At 67.2% G+C, this 19,896-nt stretch carries 17 protein-coding genes and 1 pseudogene; 1 reads left to right on the top strand and 17 read right to left on the bottom strand.

Translation table 11 applies throughout. The annotated features are described in order from the left end of the window. Positions 1–14 precede the first annotated feature (14 nt). Positions 15–437 (top strand): VOC family protein, encoded by a 423-nt coding sequence (locus ACIGKL_RS16040; protein WP_397487530.1) that lies wholly within the window; start codon positions 15–17, stop codon positions 435–437. A gap of 144 nt (positions 438–581) precedes the next feature. Here the strand turns inward: ACIGKL_RS16040 and galU are convergent, their stop codons facing one another. From galU to ACIGKL_RS15955, 17 genes and pseudogenes are all read right to left on the bottom strand, one after another. Beyond that, positions 582–1,421, bottom strand: coding sequence for a UTP--glucose-1-phosphate uridylyltransferase GalU (gene galU / locus ACIGKL_RS16035; RefSeq protein WP_397487529.1), 840 nt, complete (start codon positions 1,419–1,421; stop codon positions 582–584). 39 nt (positions 1,422–1,460) lie between these two features. Continuing rightward, a complete protein-coding gene (locus ACIGKL_RS16030) occupies positions 1,461–2,822 on the bottom strand; it encodes a UDP-glucose dehydrogenase family protein (RefSeq protein WP_397487528.1) in 1,362 nt (453 codons plus the stop codon). A 102-nt stretch (positions 2,823–2,924) separates the two neighbouring features. Then, a complete protein-coding gene (locus ACIGKL_RS16025; RefSeq protein WP_397487527.1) occupies positions 2,925–3,245 on the bottom strand; it encodes a hypothetical protein in 321 nt (106 codons plus the stop codon). Between the two features lie 371 nt (positions 3,246–3,616). Beyond that, positions 3,617–5,170 (bottom strand): BCCT family transporter, encoded by a 1,554-nt coding sequence (locus ACIGKL_RS16020; RefSeq protein ID WP_397487526.1) that lies wholly within the window; start codon positions 5,168–5,170, stop codon positions 3,617–3,619. A gap of 320 nt (positions 5,171–5,490) precedes the next feature. Continuing rightward, positions 5,491–6,768 (bottom strand): MFS transporter, encoded by a 1,278-nt coding sequence (locus ACIGKL_RS16015; RefSeq protein ID WP_397487872.1) that lies wholly within the window; start codon positions 6,766–6,768, stop codon positions 5,491–5,493. Positions 6,769–6,858: 90 nt separating this feature from the next. Beyond that, positions 6,859–7,230, bottom strand: coding sequence for an ethanolamine utilization protein EutQ (locus tag ACIGKL_RS16010; RefSeq protein ID WP_397487525.1), 372 nt, complete (start codon positions 7,228–7,230; stop codon positions 6,859–6,861). Then, entirely contained in the window at positions 7,227–8,555 is a 1,329-nt protein-coding gene (locus ACIGKL_RS16005; RefSeq protein WP_397487524.1) for an NAD(P)/FAD-dependent oxidoreductase, read from the bottom strand. The genes ACIGKL_RS16010 and ACIGKL_RS16005 overlap by 4 nt, the downstream gene beginning before the upstream one ends. Positions 8,556–8,565: 10 nt before the next feature. Beyond that, complete coding sequence (locus tag ACIGKL_RS16000; protein WP_397487871.1) at positions 8,566–9,816, bottom strand: FAD-dependent oxidoreductase; 1,251 nt, start codon at positions 9,814–9,816, stop codon at positions 8,566–8,568. Beyond that, positions 9,805–9,969 (bottom strand): annotated as a pseudogene (locus ACIGKL_RS15995) (rubredoxin); the annotation flags it as partial. The pseudogene ACIGKL_RS15995 and the gene ACIGKL_RS16000, both read right to left, overlap by 12 nt. Positions 9,970–9,974: 5 nt before the next feature. Beyond that, positions 9,975–11,420, bottom strand: a complete 1,446-nt coding sequence (locus ACIGKL_RS15990; protein ID WP_397487523.1) for an aldehyde dehydrogenase family protein — start codon at positions 11,418–11,420, stop codon at positions 9,975–9,977. A gap of 10 nt (positions 11,421–11,430) precedes the next feature. Further along, positions 11,431–12,621 carry an aromatic ring-hydroxylating dioxygenase subunit alpha gene (locus ACIGKL_RS15985; protein ID WP_397487522.1) on the bottom strand — a complete coding sequence of 397 codons (1,191 nt, stop codon included), beginning with the start codon at positions 12,619–12,621 and terminating at the stop codon, positions 11,431–11,433. A 210-nt stretch (positions 12,622–12,831) separates the two neighbouring features. Beyond that, on the bottom strand, positions 12,832–13,761 hold the full coding sequence (locus tag ACIGKL_RS15980) for a LysR substrate-binding domain-containing protein (RefSeq protein WP_397487521.1): 930 nt from the start codon (positions 13,759–13,761) through the stop codon (positions 12,832–12,834). 236 nt (positions 13,762–13,997) lie between these two features. Next, positions 13,998–15,347: a D-serine ammonia-lyase gene (locus tag ACIGKL_RS15975; protein WP_397487520.1), complete on the bottom strand. Its 1,350-nt coding sequence runs from the start codon at positions 15,345–15,347 to the stop codon at positions 13,998–14,000. A gap of 115 nt (positions 15,348–15,462) precedes the next feature. Next, positions 15,463–16,473, bottom strand: a complete 1,011-nt coding sequence (locus ACIGKL_RS15970; RefSeq protein WP_397487519.1) for a tetratricopeptide repeat protein — start codon at positions 16,471–16,473, stop codon at positions 15,463–15,465. Position 16,474: 1 nt separating this feature from the next. Beyond that, entirely contained in the window at positions 16,475–17,443 is a 969-nt protein-coding gene (locus ACIGKL_RS15965; RefSeq protein WP_397487518.1) for a type II secretion system F family protein, read from the bottom strand. 27 nt (positions 17,444–17,470) lie between these two features. Beyond that, on the bottom strand, positions 17,471–18,457 hold the full coding sequence (locus ACIGKL_RS15960; protein ID WP_397487517.1) for a type II secretion system F family protein: 987 nt from the start codon (positions 18,455–18,457) through the stop codon (positions 17,471–17,473). Beyond that, entirely contained in the window at positions 18,454–19,893 is a 1,440-nt protein-coding gene (locus tag ACIGKL_RS15955) for a CpaF family protein (protein WP_397487516.1), read from the bottom strand. The genes ACIGKL_RS15960 and ACIGKL_RS15955 overlap by 4 nt, the downstream gene beginning before the upstream one ends. Positions 19,894–19,896: the final 3 nt, after the last annotated feature.

Raw genomic sequence — 19,896 nt, 5'->3', positions numbered from 1 at the left:
GGAGGAAAGCCGCCATGCGCCCGACCCTGACCCACCTGGCGCTGCACGTGCCCGATCTGGACGCCTGCATCGCCTTCTACCAACGCTACTGCGCCATGCAGGTGATCCATGAACGCCCCGGCAAGGGCACGCGTATCGTCTGGATGGCCGAGCCGGGCAAGGAGCATCAGTTCATCTTCGTCATCATGCCCGGCGGCCAGGCTCGCCAGCTGGCCAGCGACGACTACAGCCATTTCGGCTTCGCCCTGGCCAGCGGCGAGGAGGTCGACCGCGTCGCGGCCATGGCCGCGGAGGACGGCTGCCTGATCTGGCCGCCGCGCGACGAGCCCTACCCGGTCGGCTACTACTGCGGCCTGCGCGACCCGGCCGGCAACTACGTGGAATTCAGCTACGGCCAGCCGCTGGGGCCCGGCTCGGAGCGGATGCCGATCCCCTGAAACGCAGGACGCCACCCGAAGGTGGCGTCCTGTCTCGAAGGTCTCCGGATGCCTGGTGCGCACAGCCTGGGCAGCCCCTCGACACCCGACATGGTCCAGCTCGTAGGGTGCGCCGTGCGCACCGGGCCGGCGGTTGCCAACGCCTCAGTAGGCCTTGCCGGTCTTGTACAGGTTCTCGAAGCAGAAGTTGGTCGCCTCGATATAGCCTTCGGCGCTGCCGCAGTCGAAGCGTTGGCCCTTGAACTTGTACGCCATCACGCAGCCCTGCTGGGCCTGGCGCATCAGCGCGTCGGTGATCTGGATCTCGCCGCCCTTGCCCGGCGGGGTGTCGCGGATCAGGTCGAAGATGTCCGGGGTGAGGATGTAGCGACCGATGATCGCCAGGTTCGACGGCGCGTCCTCGGGCTTGGGCTTCTCCACCATGTTACTGACCCGGTAGATGTCGTCGCGGATCATTTCGCCGGCGATCACCCCGTACTTGTGGGTCTCGTCGCGCGGCACTTCCTGGATGGCGACGATGGAGCAGCGGAACTGCTTGTACAGCTTGACCATCTGGGTCAGCACGCTGTCGCCTTCCAGGTTCAGGCACAGGTCGTCGGCCAGCACCACGGCGAAGGGTTCGTCGCCGATCAGCGGCTGGCCGCAGAGGATGGCGTGGCCCAGGCCCTTCATCTCCACCTGGCGGGTGTAGGCGAAGCTGCACTCGTCGATCAGGCGGCGGATGCCGGTCAGGTATTTTTCCTTGTCGGTGTCGCGGATCTGGTGCTCCAGCTCGTAGCTGACGTCGAAATGGTCCTCCAGCGCGCGCTTGCCGCGGCCGGTGACCATGGCGATCTCGGTGAGGCCAGCGGACAGCGCCTCTTCGACGCCGTACTGGATCAGCGGCTTGTTCACCACCGGCAACATTTCCTTGGGCATGGCCTTGGTCGCGGGCAAGAAGCGGGTGCCGTAACCGGCGGCGGGGAACAGGCATTTCTTGATCATGGGACTCCCAGATGGCGTGTGGAATGCGCCGCCAGTCTATCAAGCTGCGCTGGCCTTACAACCGCCGAGGGCCGGCCGGCCGATGCCGCGATAGAGAAAACCCAACTCGGCGAGCTGCGCCGCATCGTAGATATTGCGCCCGTCGAACAGCACCGGCATGCGCATAGTGGCGCGGATGCGCAGGAAGTCCGGCTGGCGGAACTGCTTCCACTCGGTCACCAGCACCAGGGCGTCGGCGCCTTCGCTGACCACATAGGGCGAATCGCTGAGCAGCAACTGGCCCTTGGCCAGGTACTCGGCGTAGCGCGACGCCAGCGCCGGGGTCGCCACCGGATCGCAGGCCTGCACCCGCGCGCCCGCCGTCAGCAGCGCGTCGAGCAGCACCAGGCTGGGCGCCTCGCGCAGATCGTCGGTGCCGGGTTTGAACGCCAGCCCCCAGAGCGCCACCACCCTGCCCTGCAGATGGCCGTTGAAGTGCTCGCGCAGGGCCTGGAACAGCAAGGTCTTCTGCAGTGCATTGCGCGCCTCCACCGCACGCAGGATGCCCGGCTCGAATCCTTCCAGCTCGGCGGTGCGGATCAGCGCGCGCACGTCCTTGGGAAAGCAGGAGCCGCCGTAGCCGCAGCCGGCGTAGATGAAGTGGGTGCCGATGCGCTTGTCGCTGCCGATGCCGCGGCGCACCTCCTCGATATCCACCCCCAGGCGTGCGCAGATGCCGGCCATCTCGTTGATAAAGGAAATCTTGGTAGCGAGGAAGGCATTGGCCGCGTACTTGCTGAACTCCGCGGCGCGCACGCCCATGCACAGCAGACGGTCGTGGTTGCGCAGGAATGGCGCGTAGAGCCGGCGCAGCAGCTCCCGGCCGCGCTCGTCGTCGCAGCCGACTATGACCCGGTCGGGACGCATGAAATCCTCGACGGCGGTTCCTTCCTTGAGAAACTCCGGGTTGCTCGCCACCGCCACCCTGGCCTTCAGTCGGCGCTGTGCCAAGGCGCCGTTGATACGCTGGGCGACGCGCTCGGCGGTGCCGACCGGCACGGTGGACTTGTCCACCACCAGGCAACCGTGCTCGAGCTGTTCGCCCAGCTCATCCGCCACCGCCAGCACATGGGACAGATCGGCCGAACCGTCCTCGCCGCTGGGCGTGCCCACGGCGATGAAGACCACCTCGGCGCGGCGAATGCCGGCCTTGAGCTGTGCGCTGAAACTGAGTTGGCCGCTGGCCAGTTGCGCCTTGAGCATGGCCTCGAGGCCCGGTTCGTAGATCGGCACCTCGCCGCGGGCGAGCCGTGCCACCCGCTCAGGGTCGCGCTCGACGCAGATCACCCGGTTGCCCATCTCGGCAAAGCAGGTCGCCGTCACCAGCCCAACGTAGCCAGCCCCAATTACGCATATCTGCATCGCTGCATCCTCTCGACGGGTTGCAGCGATTGCAGCGGATGGCGGTGGCAGCGGTATGACCGTCAGGTGACCGGGGCATGACAGCCGGCGCAAGGCCATCCGTCAGTCGTCATCCCACTCCTTGCATTTCACCTCTTTCTTGTACTCGTCGCGCTTGGCGTCGATCTTCACCCGGCAGCCACCGTCGCGGAACTCCTCCTTCCATTCGCCGCGCGGCCAGCTTCGGCCGTGCCCATCCGGGCATTTGATTTCCAGCAGGTAATCGCCCCGATCGAACTCCTCCTTGACCCGGCACGGCCCGTCCCGGTAGCGGTTTTCCCATTTGTCATGACCACCCTGGCGGTGTTCGGCACTGGCCTGGCTGGCCAACAGCGCCGCCCAGCAGAACGGCAGAACACCGCGCGAAATGAACCGACTGAACATCATGCAACCTCGCAATCAACCTCCTCCGCGACGGCGGAGGCAGCGGATACCTCTCTGACAGCGACGCCGGGTTTTTGCTCGCGGCTCGATCGTTGCTTGTGCGCAGGCCCGCTGCTCCCCGCTGCGCTCCTGGGAATTCGTACGCGTGCGAAACCGCCCCGGACGATGTCGAGCATCTCGCGCAAGCGCCGCTGAAAAAATGCGAGGAGGTCACCAAGCCGCCGGCACTGGCGATCTCGCGCAGGTATTTGAAGGGTGGATGGCCCAGTGACGGTCGGGCGTGAAAGAGCTGCCTTTTTTCGCCAACCGCAAGAACGCCGCCCAACGACTGCCGGCGGGCAGCGCGTTGGGCGACGTGGGTAGCGCGTGGTTCAGCTGCGGCAGTCGCGGATCAGCCCCTTCACCAGGCCGATCATCAGCAGCAGCATCAAGGCCATGAACGGCAAGCCCATCGCCACCGCGCCGGCCTGGATGCCCTTGAGCGCAGTGTCGCCGCCGACCACGAACAGGGTGACGGTGACCAGGGCAATCATCACCAGCCAGAGCACCCGCTGCAGCGGCAGGGTATCGGGATCGCCGCCGGCGGCGAGGTTGTCGACCACCAGGGCGCCGGAGTCGACCGAGGTGACCATGAAGATCACCAGCAAGGCCACGACCAGCAGCGAGGCAAGACCGCCCAGCGGCAGCACTTCGAGGAACTGGAAGATGGCCATGTTGACGTCCGTCAGGCCCGCCGCCAGCGCCCCGCTGCCGTCGACGACCTGGGCGATGGCGCCGCCGCCGAAGGCGGCGAACCAGAGTACGGCGACGATGGTCGGCGCCAGCATCACCATGCCCACCATCTGCCGCAGGGTGCGGCCTTTGGACACGCGCGCGACGAAGATGCCGACCAGCGGGCCCCAGGTGCACCACCAAGCCCAGTAGAACACCGTCCAGCCCTGGAACCAGTCCTGATCCGGGCGTTCGACCCAGTTGCTCAGCGGCAGGAAGAAGCGGCCGTAATCCAGGGCCGCCGTCAGGGCGCCGAAGAAGAATTCCAGCACGCCGATGCCGACCACCACCAGCAGGAACAGCCCCAGCGCCAGCAGCATGTTGATATTGCTCAGCAGCTTGACCCCGGCATCCAGCCCGCGCCACAGGGAAATCGCGGCGATGCCGGTTACCGTGGCGATGAACAGCAGTTGAAAGGTGAAGTTGTTGGGCACGCCCAGCACATGGGAGATGCCGGCGGTGGCCTGCATGGCGCCGAGGCCCAGCGAGGTGGCCAGGCCGAAGACGGTCAGCACCACGGTGAACACATCGACCAACTGCCCCGGCTGGCCCTTGTGCGCCTTGCCGATCAAAGGCTGCAGGCCGGAGCTCAAGGACAGCGGCAGGCCCTTGTTGTAGGAGAAGTAGCCGACCACCAGGGCGCTGGTCAGGTAGATGGCCCAGGGGTGCAAGCCCCAGTGGAACAGGGTGGCGCCCAGCGCCGCATGCCGCGCCTCGGGCGTGTTGGCCGCGGTATCGAGGGGCGTCTTCCACCAGGCGGTGTACTGCGCCACGGGTTCGGCCACGCCCCAGTACAGCAGGCCGACGCCCATGCCGGCGGCGAACATCATGGAAAACCAGGACAGCGTGCTGAACTCCGGTTTGGCCTCGCGCCCGCCCAGGCGCACCTTGCCCAGGGGCGAGAGCGCCAGGCCCGCGCAGAACAGCACGGCCAGGTTGCCCATGATGATGATGAACCAGTCGCAGTTCTTGAGAATCCAGCCCTTGACGCTCTCCAGTGTCTGGCCGAAGACCACCGGGTTGCTCAGCGCCAGCAGCACCAGCAGCAGGACGATGGAGAACGAGACTGGAAAGATAACCCGATGGAAGTTCAGGCCCAGCACTCGAATATTGAACTCTCGACTGACCAGGCCTTGCGCAGCTATAGGCTTCATGCACGCACCTCGATGTTGTTCTTGTAATAAGTTGTTCTGCCGAACCCCAACCCAGGCACCGCGGTGCCTGGTTCCGGACCTTCTGCAGATGCTCAATGGTCAGTCAGGGGTATGCCCTCGACAAACCATTTAATCTCCGCGACTTATGAGTTTTGATCATTAATTCGGGCGTGCGCGGCGCCTGCCCGTAGCGCCTTGGCGAGGTCGCTCTGCAGCGCCGGGATCGGCCCCGCTGCCGGGTCCCGACAGCCAGTCCGCTGGCCGACAGGCCTTGGCCTAGATAGCCGCGTCTGCGCCGCTTCGCTATCGGGCGCGCGGGCTCATGGAACCGAGTGGCCTCGCTCGCCTGGCAGGTCGGGCGCGGGCGCCGCCGGCGCGGCACTGGGCGGCTCGATCGCCGCCGCCAACGTCGCGCAGGCGATGCCGTTGGGGGTGGCCTGATGATGCAGCGGCGCATCGTCCTGCAGGTGCTCGCCGGTCACGCGCCCCTGCCCCACCGCCAGCGCCAGTGCGGCGGCGCTGACGGCGAAGAACAGATAGAGGCTGGAGGCGCCGAAATGCCCCATCAGCGCACCGGCCAGCAACGGCCCGATGCAGGCGCCGACGCCGAAGGTGGCGAGCAACAGCCCCGCCAGCGAAACCCGCAGGCGCGGCTCCATATTGTCGTTGGCAAGCGCCACGCCCAGCGGATACAGGCAGAACTGCAGGAAGCCGATGCAGGCGCCGAACAGCAGCAGCACGCCGAACGACAGCCCTTGGTAGAACGCCAGCGGCAGGCAGGTCAGCATCAGCAACGCCGCCACCGCGCGAATCAGGCTAGCGCGCGGCAGCCGGTCCGACAGCCAGCCGAGCGGCAGTTGCGCGAGCAGGCCGGCAGCGATCGCCAGGGCCATGAACTGCCCCACCTCGACCGTGCCCAGGCCCTGCCGGCTGGCGTAGATCGACGCCAATCCGTAGAAGCCGCCATTGATCATGCCCGATACCAACACGGTGATCAGCGACTGCGGCACCCGCTGCAGGAACAGGCGCAGATCGACCGGTTCCGCACTCGGTATGGCCGGGTGCGTGCTGCGGGTCAGCGCCACCGGCACCTGGCTCAGGGCGAAGGCGATGACCACGCCGAGCAGCGCATGCAGGCCCAGGTCGCCGTCGATGCTCAGCGCCAGTTGGCCGAGCATCATGCCGACGTAGGCCGAGACCATATAGATGCCCAGCACCTTGCCGCGCTGATCGCTCTGCGCGCAGTCGTTGAGCCAGCTCTCCACCACCATCAACTGACACATCATCGCCACGCCGACCAGCAGGCGCAGCAACAGCCAGAGCGGCAGCGCCTCGCTGAAGGCGTGGGTCAGCACCGCCGCGCAGATGATCCCGGAGCAGGCCACGTAGGTGCGGATATGGCCGACGCGGCCGATCAGCACCTGGCCGACCTTGCCGCCGACCACCATGCCCAGGGCATTGGCCGCCATCAGCGCGCCGCCCCAGAAATCGGCGACGCCGCCGGTGGTCAGGCGCAGCGCCAGATAGGTCATCAGCAGGGTCGAGCCGAGCTGCATCAGCAGACTGGCCAGATAGAGTGCAGCGAACGCCTGGGTCAGTCCGAGCAATTGCTCACCCCTTTCTCATGAGAAACAGTGCGCCCGAGCCGGGCGCGCAGCACGGCGGAACCATCTGCAAGGCGCCCACGGCTAGGCCAGACCGTGGCGCTGCTTCCAGTCGCCCGGATGCACCACGTAACCGAACAGCGCATGCCCGCCGTAGACCAGCTCGGTGCCCTCGGGAATCCACAGCAGCTGGCCCGGCTGAACGCGATACAGCTGGCCGTTGGCCTTGAGTTCGAAACAACCCTGGATGACGAAGATCACCTCGTCGTACAGCAGGGTCCAGGCCACCTCGGCGCCTTCCCAGCGGGCGAAACCTATGCCGATGTGCGGCGATATCTCGTTGCCGATCGCCCGCGCCACGAAGGCCGCGCCGGGCGGGCCGCCACGCGGGACGAAGTCCAGGTCATGGTGATCGACCAGCAGCACCGGGCCTTTGCCGGAAACGACCTGGCTCATAGCTCGCTCCGACTGTTCCAGGCGGCCAGGCGAATGCGCGAACGCACGCCGAGGCCGAGGAAGGGTTCCGGCGGATTCAGCGACGGCATGCCGGTGACCGCCTGGATGTCGCGCAGCTGCGCCGAATCGGCGCCCACCGCCAGGTCGGCCAGCAGGGTGCCGGAGACGGTGCCCCAGGCCGCGCCGACGCCGTTGTCGCAGGCCGAGGCGAACACGCCCGGCTCCAGCTCGCCGAAGAAGTTGGTGAAATTGCGCGAGATGGCGTAGACGCCGCCCCAGGTGTGGCTGAACGGCACCTCGGCCAGCTGCGGGAAGCGCGCCAGGAAGGCCTTGCGATGGTCATTGCGCACCGACTCGCGCATGGCGTCGCTGGTGCTCTTGCCGTACTTGGGCACGTGCTTGTACGTGTTGCGGATGATCAGGCGGCGGTCCTGGGTCATGCGCACCGTGGTGCCGGCGTGATCGGCCGGGGTCAGGCCCCAGTCGAGCTGGCCGCCATAAACGGCCAATTCGGCGTCGCTCAGCGGCCGCGTCCAGCTGGCGAAGGTCATCACCGGCAGCAGGCGGTTGCGCAGGTAGCCGAACTCCTGGGTGAAGATGCTGGTGCCCAGCAGCAGCCGCGGGGTGCGGATGCTGCCGGCGCTGCCGTGCAGTATCCAGCCGCCCTGGCCGTCGCGCTGCAGGCGCTGGATCGGCGATTCCTCGAGCAGCTCGACATTGCCGGGCAAGGAGCGGCCCAGGCCGCCGACCAGCGCCGCCGGCTGCATCAGGTAGCAACCCGGGGTGTAGATCGCTCCGCTGTAGTGCTGACTGCCGACGACCTTGGCCAGCTCGCCGCGCTCGACCCACGCGAAGGGCTCGCCGAGGTCCTCCATCAGCTTCTCGAAATGTTCGAGGTAGGCCATGCCGCGCGGCCCCACCGCGCCCTGGTACTTGCCGGCATGCGACCACTGGCAGTCGATCCCGTGCTGCTGGATCAGCCCCTGCAACTGGGCGATGGCGGCGCGGTTGAGGCCGAGCAGGCGCTGCTTGTGCGCCGGGTCCGGGTGTTCCAGGGCGAACTTGTGCGGTAGGTCGATGACGAAGCCGGAGTTGCGCCCCGAGGCGCCGTAGCCGACGCGCTGGGCATCGACCAGCAGGATGCGCGCCTCGGGATGGTGCTCGGCCAGGCGCCGGGCGGCGGCCAGGCCGGCGAAACCGGCGCCGATCACCGCGTAGTCGGCGCGCTGCTCGCCCTGCAGGCGCGTGGCGGGCTCGGCGGCGGGCAGCGCGGCGTACCAGCCGCAGCTGGCGTCGTCGTGCGGCAGATTGATGCTCTTGTTCATGCTTGCGCCCTCAGGCCACGGCCCGTTGTGCGTTCTGACAGGATTGCAGCCAGCTGTTGCGCTGCGTTTGGGCCTGGCGGCCGAGCAGGACGAAGCCGCACAGGGTGCCGGCGGCGTCGTAGTAGCCGGCGCTGAGGCCATCGGCGGTCGCCGTGCAACGCCATTCGCCGGCTACGCCGACGGCCGGCGGCAGCAGGCACAGCGGCGCGGCCGGGGTCTTCACCGTCACCGGCATCAGCGGGTAGCTGACCGCGGTTGGCTGGCCGAGCAGGGTCTTGCTCAGGGCGGCGATGCCCTGGTTGATCGGCGCCAGGTAGGGCAGCAGTTGGCCGTCGATCTCGATGCAGTCGCCCAGGGCGTAGATCCCCGGCTGCGAGCACTGCAGGCGGGCATCGACCCGGATGCCGCGACCCACGGCGAGCCCGGCGCTTTCGGCCAGTTCCAGATTGGGCCGCAGGCCGACGGCGGAGAGCAGCAGATCGGCGTCCAGACTTTCGCCGTCGGCGAGGGTCAGGCGGTAGCCCTGCTCCAGCGCATCGACGCGGCGCAAGGTGTTTTGCAGATGCCAACTGACACCAAGTTCGCCCAGGGCGACCTGCAGCTGCCGGCCGGCCTCGGCCGGCAACAGGCGTTCCATCGGCCATTGGCCGAGGCCGATAACGCTGACCTCGAAGCCGCTGGCCGCCAGGTCGTTGGCGAACTCGCAGCCGATCAGTCCGTCGCCGAGGATGGCCACCCGGCGCACGCCGACCAGGCGCTCGCGGAAGCTGCGGTAGTCGTGCAGGTTGTTGACGCTGAGCAGCGCGTCGCTGGCCCCTTCGATGGGCAAGCGAATCGGCGCCGCGCCGCTGGCCAGCACCAGTTGGCCGTACTCCATCTCACCGATGCTGGTGTGCAGGCGCCGCGCCGCGGCGTCGATGCGTTCGACCGTGCAATGCGGGTAGACGCGAATCTTCAGGCGCTTCTCGATGGCCAGCGCCGACTCGCCGGCCAGTGCCTCGGCGCTCTTGCCCTGAGCCAGGCCGATGGACAGCGCCGGCTTGGAGTACAGGTGGCCGGACTCCTGGGTCAGCACGCGGATTTCCACCTCGGCATCGGCGCGGCGCAGCGCCTGGGCCAGGCCATAACCGGCATAACCGCTGCCGATGATGACGATGGGCTGACGCACGCCAGCCGCAGGTTGTGCGGGCGCCGCCGGGGGCACCGGCAAGGGCGTCGAGGGGTTCGCTGCCGCGGCCACCACCGGGCTGATATCGAGCATCTCGAAATCTTCCTTGCCGACTTTGCACTCCGGGCACTTCCAGTCCGCCGGTACGTCTTCCCAACGGGTGCCGGCGACAATGCCGTCGTCCGGCCAGCCCAGGGCCTCGTCGTAGATCAGGCCGCAGACCACACAGAGCCAGGTCTTGAACATGTCGTTCACTCCCCCGCCACGCGAATGGCGACGTTCTTGGTACGTACGTAGCTGTACAGCGCTTCCTGGCCCTTCTCGCGGCCGAAACCGGACAGCCCCACACCGCCGAACGGCGTTTCGATGCCGCCGGCATACCACTCGTTGACGAATACCTGGCCGGCGCGCAGGCGCCGCACGCAGCGCATGGCGCGGCTGATGTCCTGGGTGAAGACGCCGGCGACCAGGCCGAAGTCGGTGCCGTTGGCGATCTCGATGGCCTGCTCCTCGCTGTCGAAGGGGATGATCGCCAGCACCGGGCCGAACACCTCTTCCTGGGCGATGCACATCTCGGGGCGCACGTCGCGGAACACGGTCGGACGCATGAAGTGCCCGGCCCTGTCGCTGTAGGCCTCGCCGCCGGTGGCCGCCACCGCGCCCTCGTCGACGGCGCGCCGGCACAGGCTTTCGATGCTGGCCAGTTGTGCGGCGCTAACCACCGGGGTGAGGTCCGGGTTGTCCTGGCCGAGACCGACGGACAGCCCTTCGGCCAGCTCGACCACGGCGGCGACGATCTCCTCGTAGACCTCGCGCTGCACCAGCAGGCGCGACATGGCCGAGCAGACCTGGCCGGCATTGAAGAAGATGCCGTTCTTGACGCTGGCCAGCAGCTGCTGGCGGTCGACGTCGGCGAAGGCGATGGCGGCCGACTTGCCGCCCAGTTCCATGACGCTGGGAATCGCATGCTCGGCGGCATCGCGCAGGATGGTCTGGCCGGTCGGCACCGAGCCGGTGAAGACGATCTGGTCGACCTTGGCGCTGCTCACCAGATGCGCCCCGACCTCGCGGCCGCGGCCGCAAATCAGGTTGACCGCGCCCCTGGGCAGGCCGGCGCGGGCGATGGCGCGCAGCAGCACGCACATACCCAGCGGCGACAGCTCCGGCGACTTGATCACCACCGCGTTGCCGGCGGCCAGCGCCGGCGCCAGGGAACGGGCGCAGATGGACACCGGGAAATTCCACGGCACGATCTGCGCCGACACGCCCATGGGGTCGTAGAGGGTGAAGTCCATGTAGCCGTTGCCCAGCGGGATCGAGGTGCCCTCGATCTTGTCCGCCATGCCGGCGTAGTACTCGAAGTAGCGCGCAGCCTCGATGAACTCGTCGCGGGCATCGTTGAGGCTCTTGCCGTTTTCCTGGCACAGCACCCAGGCGCCCTCGTCCGCCACCGCGCGGATTTCCTCGGCGATACGCAGCAGCCAGGTCACCCGCTGCGCCGGGCGGGCGCGGGTCAGCTCAGCGCTGTCGGCGCAGCGCCGCGCCGCCAGCAGGGCGCGCTCGGCGTCCGCGACGGTGGCCTGGGCGATGGTCGCCAGCGGCGCGGCGGTGCCGGGATTGTTGACGGTCAGGCGCGACTCGCTATCGCACCACTGGCCGTCGATATAGTTCAGCCAGTGCTCGGCAATCGGGTACATGGCGATCTCCTCAGGCGTTCTGCGCGATGGCCAGCAACTTGCGCGCGGCCCACTGGTGGAAGTAGTGCGTCGGGATGTCCATTTCCGGGGAGAACGCGCCGCCGCCGTAACCCGGCGAATGACGGCCCTTCTGCATGCCTTCGACCGAGGCGATGTCCTCGGCGAACACCACCTTCCACGACTCCAGAATGGCGTTGCGGCAGGCGGCGTACTCGTCGCCCAGCGCCTCGTCGCCGACGTAGAACAGGCGCAGGTGCTCGATGGTGCGCCCCGGCGCGACCGGCTCCAGCTGCATGGCGAAGGCGTGGTCGGCCTGGATGCCGAGCAGCACGTTGGGGAAGAAGGCCACGTACTCGGCGTTGCGCAGGCGGTCCTGCGGCCAGCTGGGGAACTGCGGCAGGTGGGTGCCGGCGACGTCGGAGAGGTTGTAGGCGTAGCTGCCCTGGCCGGCGAACTGCTCGTCGAACAGGATGTTGTAGTGATCCTCCAGGCGCGAGTAGGTGTTCAGGCTCGGGTGCACCCACGGCAGGTGGTACGCCTCGCAGTAGTTCTCCACCGCCAGCTTCCAGTTGCAGGCGATGTCCAGGGTGGTGGCGTCCATGTGCGCGCGACGGCGCATCAGGCCCATGCCGTCGTCGCCGAGGAATTGGCTCCAGCGCGCGGTCAGCGGCGCCAGCATCTCTTCCAGCGGCTGCGCGTCGCCGGACAGGTTGACGAACACCATGTCCATCCAGATGGCGCTGCGGATGGCCTTGAGGCCGTGCTTCTCGCAGGCGAAGCGCTCGTCCTTGTGCTTGTCGATGCCGCCGACGTGCGGGGTGCCCTTGAGGCCGCCGTTGAGGTCGTAGGTCCAGGAGTGGTAGGGGCAGCGGATCACGCCCTGTACGGTGCCCTCCTCTTCCACCAGCTTCATGCCGCGGTGGCTGCAGACGTTGTGGAACACCTGCACCAGGCCTTCGCGGTTGCGCATCAGCAGCAGCGGCAGGCCCATGAAGTCGACCGGCTTGACCGAGCCGTTCTGGCTCAGGTCGCTGGCGAAACCGACGCAGGCCCAGGTCTTGCCCATGATCTGGTCGCGCTCGAGCTCGAACAGTTTCTGCTCGGTGTAGAACGCGTTGGACAGGCCGGTGGCCTCGTGGATCGGCGCGAGTACGGTTTCCAGCTGATGCACTGGGATCTGCTGAGAAGTGGCTTGAGTCATTGTTGTTATCCCCTGCAAGGCACGGTGGTGGTGATCGGCAGGCGCGCTGGCCTTGTCCGTTGGCGGCCAGTTTCGGAAAGCGGGGGATTGTTCGACAAACGATTTTTTAACGCCGCATTTATGACAATAAATCATTAATGCGGCAGCCCGACGCCTGATCGTAGGGTGCGCCGTGCGCACCAATATCGCCGCCTGGGCGGCCGCAGCGCTTCAGGGGGCGCTTGCTTCGCCGTTCGCCTGACCGGCTACCTGCTCCATCAGCCAGCTGCGAAAACGCTTGACGCTCTGCCGGCTGCTACCGCGGCCAAGCGGTTCGAGCAAGCAGAATTGCGCCTCGGTGCGCAGCACGTCCTCGATGGGCCGCACCAGCGCGCCGGTCTGCAGGTGATTGTCGACCAGGTTCGACCAGGCCAGCGCGATGCCCTGCCCGCTCAGCGCCGACTGGATCAGCATCGAGTAGCTGTTGATGTTGATCCTGTGCCTGGGCTCCCGTGCCTTGTGGCCCAGGCGCTGAAACCATTCCGGCCAGCTAATCCAGTCGCGCTGCGGATCTTCCAGCCACAGCCAGGTGCCGGCGCTCAGCTGCGCCAGCCCGGTGAGATCCGGGTGCTTGGCGAGATAGCCCGGGCTGCACACCGGGAACACCTCCTCGGCGAACAGCGACGTCACCTGCATGTTCTTCGGCGGCGTGCGGCAGTAATAGAGCGCCAGATCGCAATCGAGGCGGGAAAAGTCCCTGACATGGTCGTAGGCGATGATGCGCAGATCGACTTCCTCGTTGTCGCGCTGGAACTCGGCGACCCTGGGCAACAGCCAGAGCGACGCCATTGCCGTGCTGGTCACCACCGTCACCTGCTGGGCGCCGCGCCAGTGACGGATTTCGCCCGTGGCGTGGGCCAGCTGCAGCAAGGCCTCGCGCACCGTTTCGTAGTACTGGCTGCCGGTCGGGCTGAGGTTGATCTCGCGGGTGGTGCGCTCGAACAGGGTCTTGCCGAGGTAATCCTCGAGCAGGCGCACCTGTCGACTGATCGCCCCCTGGGTGACGTTCAGCTCTTTGGCGGCCAGGGTAAAGCTCAGATGCCGGGCGGCGGACTCGAATGCCACCAGGCTGTTCAGGGGCGGCAGAGGTTGAATTTTCATGCAGGCGTTCACGCAGGCGTTGTTGTTTTGCAGGAGTCTATAGCCCCGGCCTGCCGCCGGCATGCAAATTGTGTTGGCCGCGGCCCCGCCAGCGCCGGCTGCTCGGGCGAGGAAAACCGCCAGGAAAACGCCGCTAAATGGAAGGGATAACGCGAAATCCTGCAGTGATTGCGACTCAAGGAACACGCCCCTGCAAGAGGCGCATGCCTGCCATAGGTTCGCCCCGGCGGCGAGCGTCAGCGGCGCCGCTGCAGGCCGCGGCCTCGTTCGACATAGGCGGCGAATTCCGCGTCCGGCACCATGCTGCCGCCGGTTCCCCAGATCAGGTGCGTGGCGTTCGCCAGCTGCGTCGCGGCGACGCCGATGCGTTCGAGGTAGGCGTCGGCGCCCAGCACCCTGAGCATTCCCGGCGCCCCCGCCAGCGCCGAGGGCTCCAGGCGCACCCGCTCCTCCTGGTGGGCGACGGCCAGCAGCCGGTACAGCTCCTCGTCCGTGACCGTGTAGTAGCCGTCGATCAGCCGCTGCATCGCCTTGCCGACGAAGCCGGAGGGCCGGCCCACCGCCAGGCCGTCGGCCGCGGTGAGGTTGTCGATGCCGAAGTCCTGGACGCTGACCGCGTCGTGCAGCCCGGTGTACACCCCCAGCAGCATGCAGGGCGAATGGGTCGGCTCGGCGAAGATGCAGTGCACGGCGTCGCCGAACACCAGCTTGAGACCGAAGGCGACGCCACCGGGGCCGCCGCCGACGCCGCAGGGCAGGTAGACGAACAGCGGATGATCGCCATCGACCACCACCCCGGCCTCGGCGAACTGCCGCGCCAGGCGCTCCGCGGCGACGGCGTAGCCGAGAAACAGCTGCGGCGAGTTCTCGTCGTCGACGAAATAGCAGCTCGGGTCGGCCGCAGCCTGGCGGCGGCCCTGCTCCACCGCGACGCTGTAGTCCGCTGCGTACTCGACCACCGTCACGCCATTGGCGCGCAGCTTGTCCTTCTTCCATTGCCGCGCATCCGAGGACATGTGCACGCAGGCCTGAAAGCCGAGCTTGGCGCTGATGATGCCGATCGACAGGCCGAGGTTGCCGGTGGAGCCCACCGCCACCTTGTAGCGGCCGAAGAACTGCCGCGCGGCAGCTCTGGCCAGGGCCTCGTAGTTGTCGTCGAGGCGGATCAGGCCGGCCTGCAGGGCCAGATCCTCGGCGTGCTTGAGCACCTCGTGGATACCGCCGCGCGCCTTGATCGACCCGGAGATGGGCAGTTCGCTGTCCAGCTTGAGCCACAGCGAGCCGCTGCCAGGCAGGCCGGCCTCGTCCAGCAGCAGCCGGTGCAGCCTGGGCAGCGGCTGGATTGCCGACTCGATGATCCCGCCGCTGGCGGCGGTTTGCGGAAATACCTTGGCCAGGTAGGGAGCGAAGCGCTGCAAACGCGCGCTGGCCTGGGCGACATCCTCCGCGCCCAGCCCTACGTCGGCCAGGGCCTCGGCGACCGGCGCGCTGGCCGGGTTGAACCAGACGGTTTCGCGCAGCGCGACCAGTTCCTTGAGCAGCGGGTGGCTGGCGTACCAGGCATCGAGGGATTTGCCGTGAATCATCGTTGCTCCTGTCGACATGCCTGTGGGCAGTGTCGAACTTATCCAGCAAATCGCGGCGCTGAGCAAGGCGCTGGTCTATGCCCCTCCTCGGCGGGCGCGAGCGGCCGTCCTCGGGTCAGGGCAGCGCCTGCGGCTCGCCGGGAACGCCGGCGACCGCTTCGGCCAGGGGCGCCTGGCCACTCTGCAGGCGGATCTTGCGGATCTGCTCGACCCGGCGCAGGTTGTCCCAGGCCAGGGCATAGTGAGCCGGCGATTGCTCGATGGCGCTGTGGAAGAACTGCTCGGCGATATCCAGTCGGCCCTCGATCAGGCAGACGTAGCCCACGTCGTTGCTGGCCTCGGCCCGGCTGCCGACCTGCTCGAAAGCCGACAACGCCTCCTCGTAGCGCTCGCTCCTGGCCAGCAACAGGCCGTAGTTGCGCCATAGCGGCTTATAGTTCGGCGCCAGGTCGATGCCGCGGCGATACTGACGCTCGGCCCCCGACCAGTCGCCGGCCAGATACTGGGAATACGCCAGGCTGTTGTGGGCCAGCGCCGAACCCGGGTCGATGCGCAGGCTCAGGCCGTAGTAGAGTGCTGCCGCGGCGAAATCGTTGCGCAGGTCGGCCAGCACGCCCATGCCGTTGTAGAGTTTGAGCGGCGACTGGCTGTCGACCTGCAACCCCTCGCCGGCGAAGCGTTTCTGGTCGATGGCCACCGCCGTCGTCAGTATCTGCGCGGCCTTCTCCTGACGACGCAGGGCCAGTTGCAGCAGGCCCATCTCGGTCAGCGCCGCGAGGTTCTCCGCATCCTTGCCGAGCACCTCGGCAAAGGCCATCTCCGCCAACTGGTTATTACCCCGCTCGCGGTGGATGCGTCCGACCCAGACCAGCGCCGCGTAACGCTCCGGATCCAGCTCGAGGGCGCGCAGGTACTGATACAGGGCCTGATCCAGGTCGCCCGCCCGATAGGCCATGGCGGCGATCTGCATGGCCTGCTCGGGCGAGCTGGCTTGCTTCTTCACCTGGTAGAGCAGCGAATTGTCACCGGTATAGATCGAGCGGGTATTGCTCAGCGGCTCCGGTCCCATGCTCTGACACCCGGACAGCACGACCATCGTAGCCAGCAGCAGACTGATCCTGTTCATGTCACACCTTCCCGAAGACTTTGAGCACTCCAATGAGTGCGGGACCGATGGCCACCAGGAAAAAGCTCGGCCACAGGCAAAAGATTAGTGGGAATACCAGCTTGGTACCGATTTTCGCGGCCGCTTCCTCGGCTTTCTGGGTGCGCCGGTCGCGAAACTCTTCGGCATAGATACGCAAGGTGGCCGCCACGCTGGTACCGAAGCGAATGCTCTGCGCCAGCAGGCTGACCAGCCCGCGGATCTCCTCCAGACCGGTGCGCTCGGCCAGGTGCTTGAGCGCCTCGGTACTGGGGATGCCGGCACGGATTTCCGCGTTGACCAGGGCCAGTTCCACCGCCAGTTCCGCCTGGCTCACCGCCATTTCGTCGGCCACCCGTTCGATGGCCTGGGGCAAGGCCAACCCCGACTCCACGCAGACCACCATCAGATCCAGGGCATCGGGAAAGGCCACCAGCAAGCGGGTCATCCGCGCCGCCTTGCGCTTGTCGACATATATGGCCGGCACCAGCCAGCCGACGGCCGCCGCGCCCGCCACCAGGGCAATGCCCATGGCCAGCGACAGTGTGGGGATCAGCGGCAAGGCCAGCAGGCTCAGGCCCACCAGCAGCAACGGCGCCAGCAGGCGGATCGCCCAGTAGATCTGCACGGCCGCCGGCGAGCGATAGCCGGCATGCGTCAGCAGGGTACGGGTGGCGGACTCCCGGCCCTGCTCGTCGGGGCTAAACCGCTGCCCCACCTGCTCCAGCATCAACTGCAGGTTGCTCGGCGCCTCCTGGCTGGCGCCCAGGCCGCCATGGCCACGTTTGATCAGGGCCAGGCGCCGCTGCACCGGATCGCGCAGGCCCAGCACCAGCACCGCCAGAGTGACCATCGCCAGCACTGCACTCAGGCCTATGGCGCCGACGAACAACAGGCGCGCCAGCTCCTCGTTACCCACCACGCGATTGAGCAGACTCAGCAGATAGTCCATGACCCATACCTCCTCTACGAGCGACGGCTAGACCTGAATCCGGATGATCCGGCGAATCCAGAAAATCCCTACCAGCATGGCGGCGAAAGCCGCCATCACCAGCTTCTGGCCGATGGGTTCCTTGATCAGCAAGGGCAGATAGGTCGGGCTCGACAGCACGATCGCCGCCGCCAGCACGAACGGCACGGCCACCAGCACCCAGGCCGACATGCGCCCCTCCGCGGACAAGGTCCTGACCTTGCGCTGGAAGCGAAAGCGCCCGCGAATCAGGCTGCTCAAACGCTCCAGCACCTCGGTCAGGTTGCCGCCGGTGTCGCGGTGGATCAGCACCGAAGTCACCAGCATCATCACCGTCATGCTCGGCATGCGTTCGAGCAGACCGAGCATGGCCCGGCGCACGTCGTTGCCGTAGTTGATGTCGGCGAAGGTCAGGCCGAACTCATGGGCCACCGGGCCGCGGTGCTCCTCGGCCACCAGCTGCAGGGTCTCGTTGAACGGATGGCCGGCACGCAGGGCGCGGCACATGGCGTCCAGGGCATCCGGCAGGCCCTCCTCGAACTGGGCGAAGCGCCTGCCGCGGTCGCTGGCGATCTTCAGCACCGGCAACCAGCACACCGCCAAGGCCGCAGGCAAGGCCAGCCACCAGAACCGGGTCAACCACCACAGCAGCAGGCCGGCGGCAACCCCCAGCAGCAGGCCGAGCAGCACCACCCGATAGGCGCGGTAATGATGCCCGGCCTGCTCGATCATCTGCGCCAGCGCTTCCATGGCCGGCAGCTGCTCCAGCCGCGCCTCCAGCGGCGACAGGCGACGCAGGTACTTCTGCCGCAGGATCGTCTGCATGTTCGGCAGGTTGCTGGCCTGCTCCAGCACCTGCAGACGCCCGCGGATGCGCTTGCGCACCTTGCCCGCCTCGCCGAACACCGGCACCACCAGGCCCTGGCTGAGAAGGAACACCGCGGCGAAGACCATGCCGAGGAAGGCCAGGATGAATTCGCTGGGAATCTGGTTCATGACTGCCCCTCCATCCATTCCGGGCGGAACAGGTTCAGCGGCAGCTCGATGCCACGCTTGGCCAGCACGTCGCGGAAGGCCGGCACCATGCCGGTCGGTCGGTAGTCGCCGAGCACTTCGCCCTGTTCGCCGATGCCGCGGCGGACGAAGGCGAAGATCTCGGTCATGGTGATGATCTCGCCCTCCATGCCGTTGATCTCCTGCACGCTGACCAGCCGCCGCTTGCCATCCTCCTGGCGCTCCAACTGGATCACCACGTCGATGGCCGAGGCGATCTGCTGACGCAAGGCCTTGATCGGAAAGGTCGCGCCGGTCATCGACACCATGTTCTCGATGCGCCCCAGGGCGTCGCGCGCGGTATTGGCGTGGATGGTGGTCAGCGAGCCATCGTGGCCGGTATTCATCGCGGTGAGCATGTCCAACGACTCGGCGCCGCGCACCTCGCCGATGACGATGCGGTCCGGACGCATGCGCAGACTGTTGCGCACCAGCTCGCGCTGGTTGACCTCGCCACGGCCTTCGATGTTCGGCGGCCGGGTTTCCAGGCGCACCACGTGCGGCTGCTGCAGTTGCAGCTCGGCCGAATCCTCGATGGTGACGATCCGCTCGTTATGCGGAATGAAGCTGGACAGCACGTTGAGCATGGTGGTCTTGCCGGTGCCGGTGCCGCCAGACACCAGCACGTTCAGCCGCCCGCGCACGATGGCCTTGAGCACCAGGGCGATGGCCGGGGTCAGGGTGCCCATCTGCACCAGGCTCTCGGTGTTCAGCAGGTCCACGGCGAAACGACGGATCGACATGCTCGGCCCGTCGATGGCCAGCGGCGGGATGATCGCATTGACCCGCGAGCCGTCCTTGAGGCGGGCGTCTACCAGCGGCGAGGACTCGTCGATGCGCCGCCCCAGGCTGGAAACGATGCGGTCGATGATGTTGAGCAGGTGCTGGTCGTCGCGAAAGCGCACGTCGGTGCGCTGCAGCTTGCCGTGGCGCTCGACGTACACCGAGGCATGGCCGTTGACCAGGATGTCCGACACGCTGTGGTCGGCCAGCAGCGGCTCCAACGGGCCGAGCCCCAGCACTTCGTCGGTGATCTGCTTGATGATCAGCTGGCGGCTGCTGGCGCTCACCGGCGCCGAATGCTCGTCCAGCAGGCGCTGGCTGAGCTCGCGGATCTGCCGGCCGGCGTCGTCCGGCTCGAGGGAGTCGAGCAGCGACAGATCCATGACCTTGAGCAGCTGCTGGTAGATCCTCTCCCGCCACTCCGCTTCCATCGGGTTGAGGCGCGACTTGGTCTCGTAGAGCGCATCCGGCGCACTGTTTTCCCAGGCCATGGGTACCTCATCGCTCTGATCGCCGAGCCCAAGCTCCTCGGGCACAGCCGTCGGCGAGTTCTTGACGGCGTGTTGGCGCAGGCGATTGCGAAATTCACTGAGCATGGT

Origin of the sequence: Pseudomonas sp. NPDC077186, from assembly GCF_044543505.1 — a bacterium.
Taxonomy (GTDB): Bacteria; Pseudomonadota; Gammaproteobacteria; order Pseudomonadales; family Pseudomonadaceae; genus Aquipseudomonas.
Note: the sequence above shows the minus strand (reverse complement) of the source record. Positions and strands in the feature narration are given on the sequence as shown.

Excerpts from the sequence above, each read along its gene's own strand:
- ACIGKL_RS16040 (WP_397487530.1), top strand. The coding sequence starts at position 15 with ATGCGCCCGACCCTGACCCACCTGGCGCTGCACGTGCCCGATCTGGAC.
- galU (WP_397487529.1), bottom strand. The coding sequence starts at position 1,421 with ATGATCAAGAAATGCCTGTTCCCCGCCGCCGGTTACGGCACCCGCTTC.
- ACIGKL_RS16030 (WP_397487528.1), bottom strand. The coding sequence starts at position 2,822 with ATGCAGATATGCGTAATTGGGGCTGGCTACGTTGGGCTGGTGACGGCG.
- ACIGKL_RS16025 (WP_397487527.1), bottom strand. The coding sequence starts at position 3,245 with ATGTTCAGTCGGTTCATTTCGCGCGGTGTTCTGCCGTTCTGCTGGGCG.
- ACIGKL_RS16020 (WP_397487526.1), bottom strand. The coding sequence starts at position 5,170 with ATGAAGCCTATAGCTGCGCAAGGCCTGGTCAGTCGAGAGTTCAATATT.
- ACIGKL_RS16010 (WP_397487525.1), bottom strand. The coding sequence starts at position 7,230 with ATGAGCCAGGTCGTTTCCGGCAAAGGCCCGGTGCTGCTGGTCGATCAC.
- ACIGKL_RS16005 (WP_397487524.1), bottom strand. The coding sequence starts at position 8,555 with ATGAACAAGAGCATCAATCTGCCGCACGACGACGCCAGCTGCGGCTGG.
- ACIGKL_RS16000 (WP_397487871.1), bottom strand. The coding sequence starts at position 9,816 with ATGCTCGATATCAGCCCGGTGGTGGCCGCGGCAGCGAACCCCTCGACG.
- ACIGKL_RS15990 (WP_397487523.1), bottom strand. The coding sequence starts at position 11,420 with ATGTACCCGATTGCCGAGCACTGGCTGAACTATATCGACGGCCAGTGG.
- ACIGKL_RS15985 (WP_397487522.1), bottom strand. The coding sequence starts at position 12,621 with ATGACTCAAGCCACTTCTCAGCAGATCCCAGTGCATCAGCTGGAAACC.
- ACIGKL_RS15980 (WP_397487521.1), bottom strand. The coding sequence starts at position 13,761 with ATGAAAATTCAACCTCTGCCGCCCCTGAACAGCCTGGTGGCATTCGAG.
- ACIGKL_RS15975 (WP_397487520.1), bottom strand. The coding sequence starts at position 15,347 with ATGATTCACGGCAAATCCCTCGATGCCTGGTACGCCAGCCACCCGCTG.
- ACIGKL_RS15970 (WP_397487519.1), bottom strand. The coding sequence starts at position 16,473 with ATGAACAGGATCAGTCTGCTGCTGGCTACGATGGTCGTGCTGTCCGGG.
- ACIGKL_RS15965 (WP_397487518.1), bottom strand. The coding sequence starts at position 17,443 with ATGGACTATCTGCTGAGTCTGCTCAATCGCGTGGTGGGTAACGAGGAG.
- ACIGKL_RS15960 (WP_397487517.1), bottom strand. The coding sequence starts at position 18,457 with ATGAACCAGATTCCCAGCGAATTCATCCTGGCCTTCCTCGGCATGGTC.
- ACIGKL_RS15955 (WP_397487516.1), bottom strand. The coding sequence starts at position 19,893 with ATGCTCAGTGAATTTCGCAATCGCCTGCGCCAACACGCCGTCAAGAAC.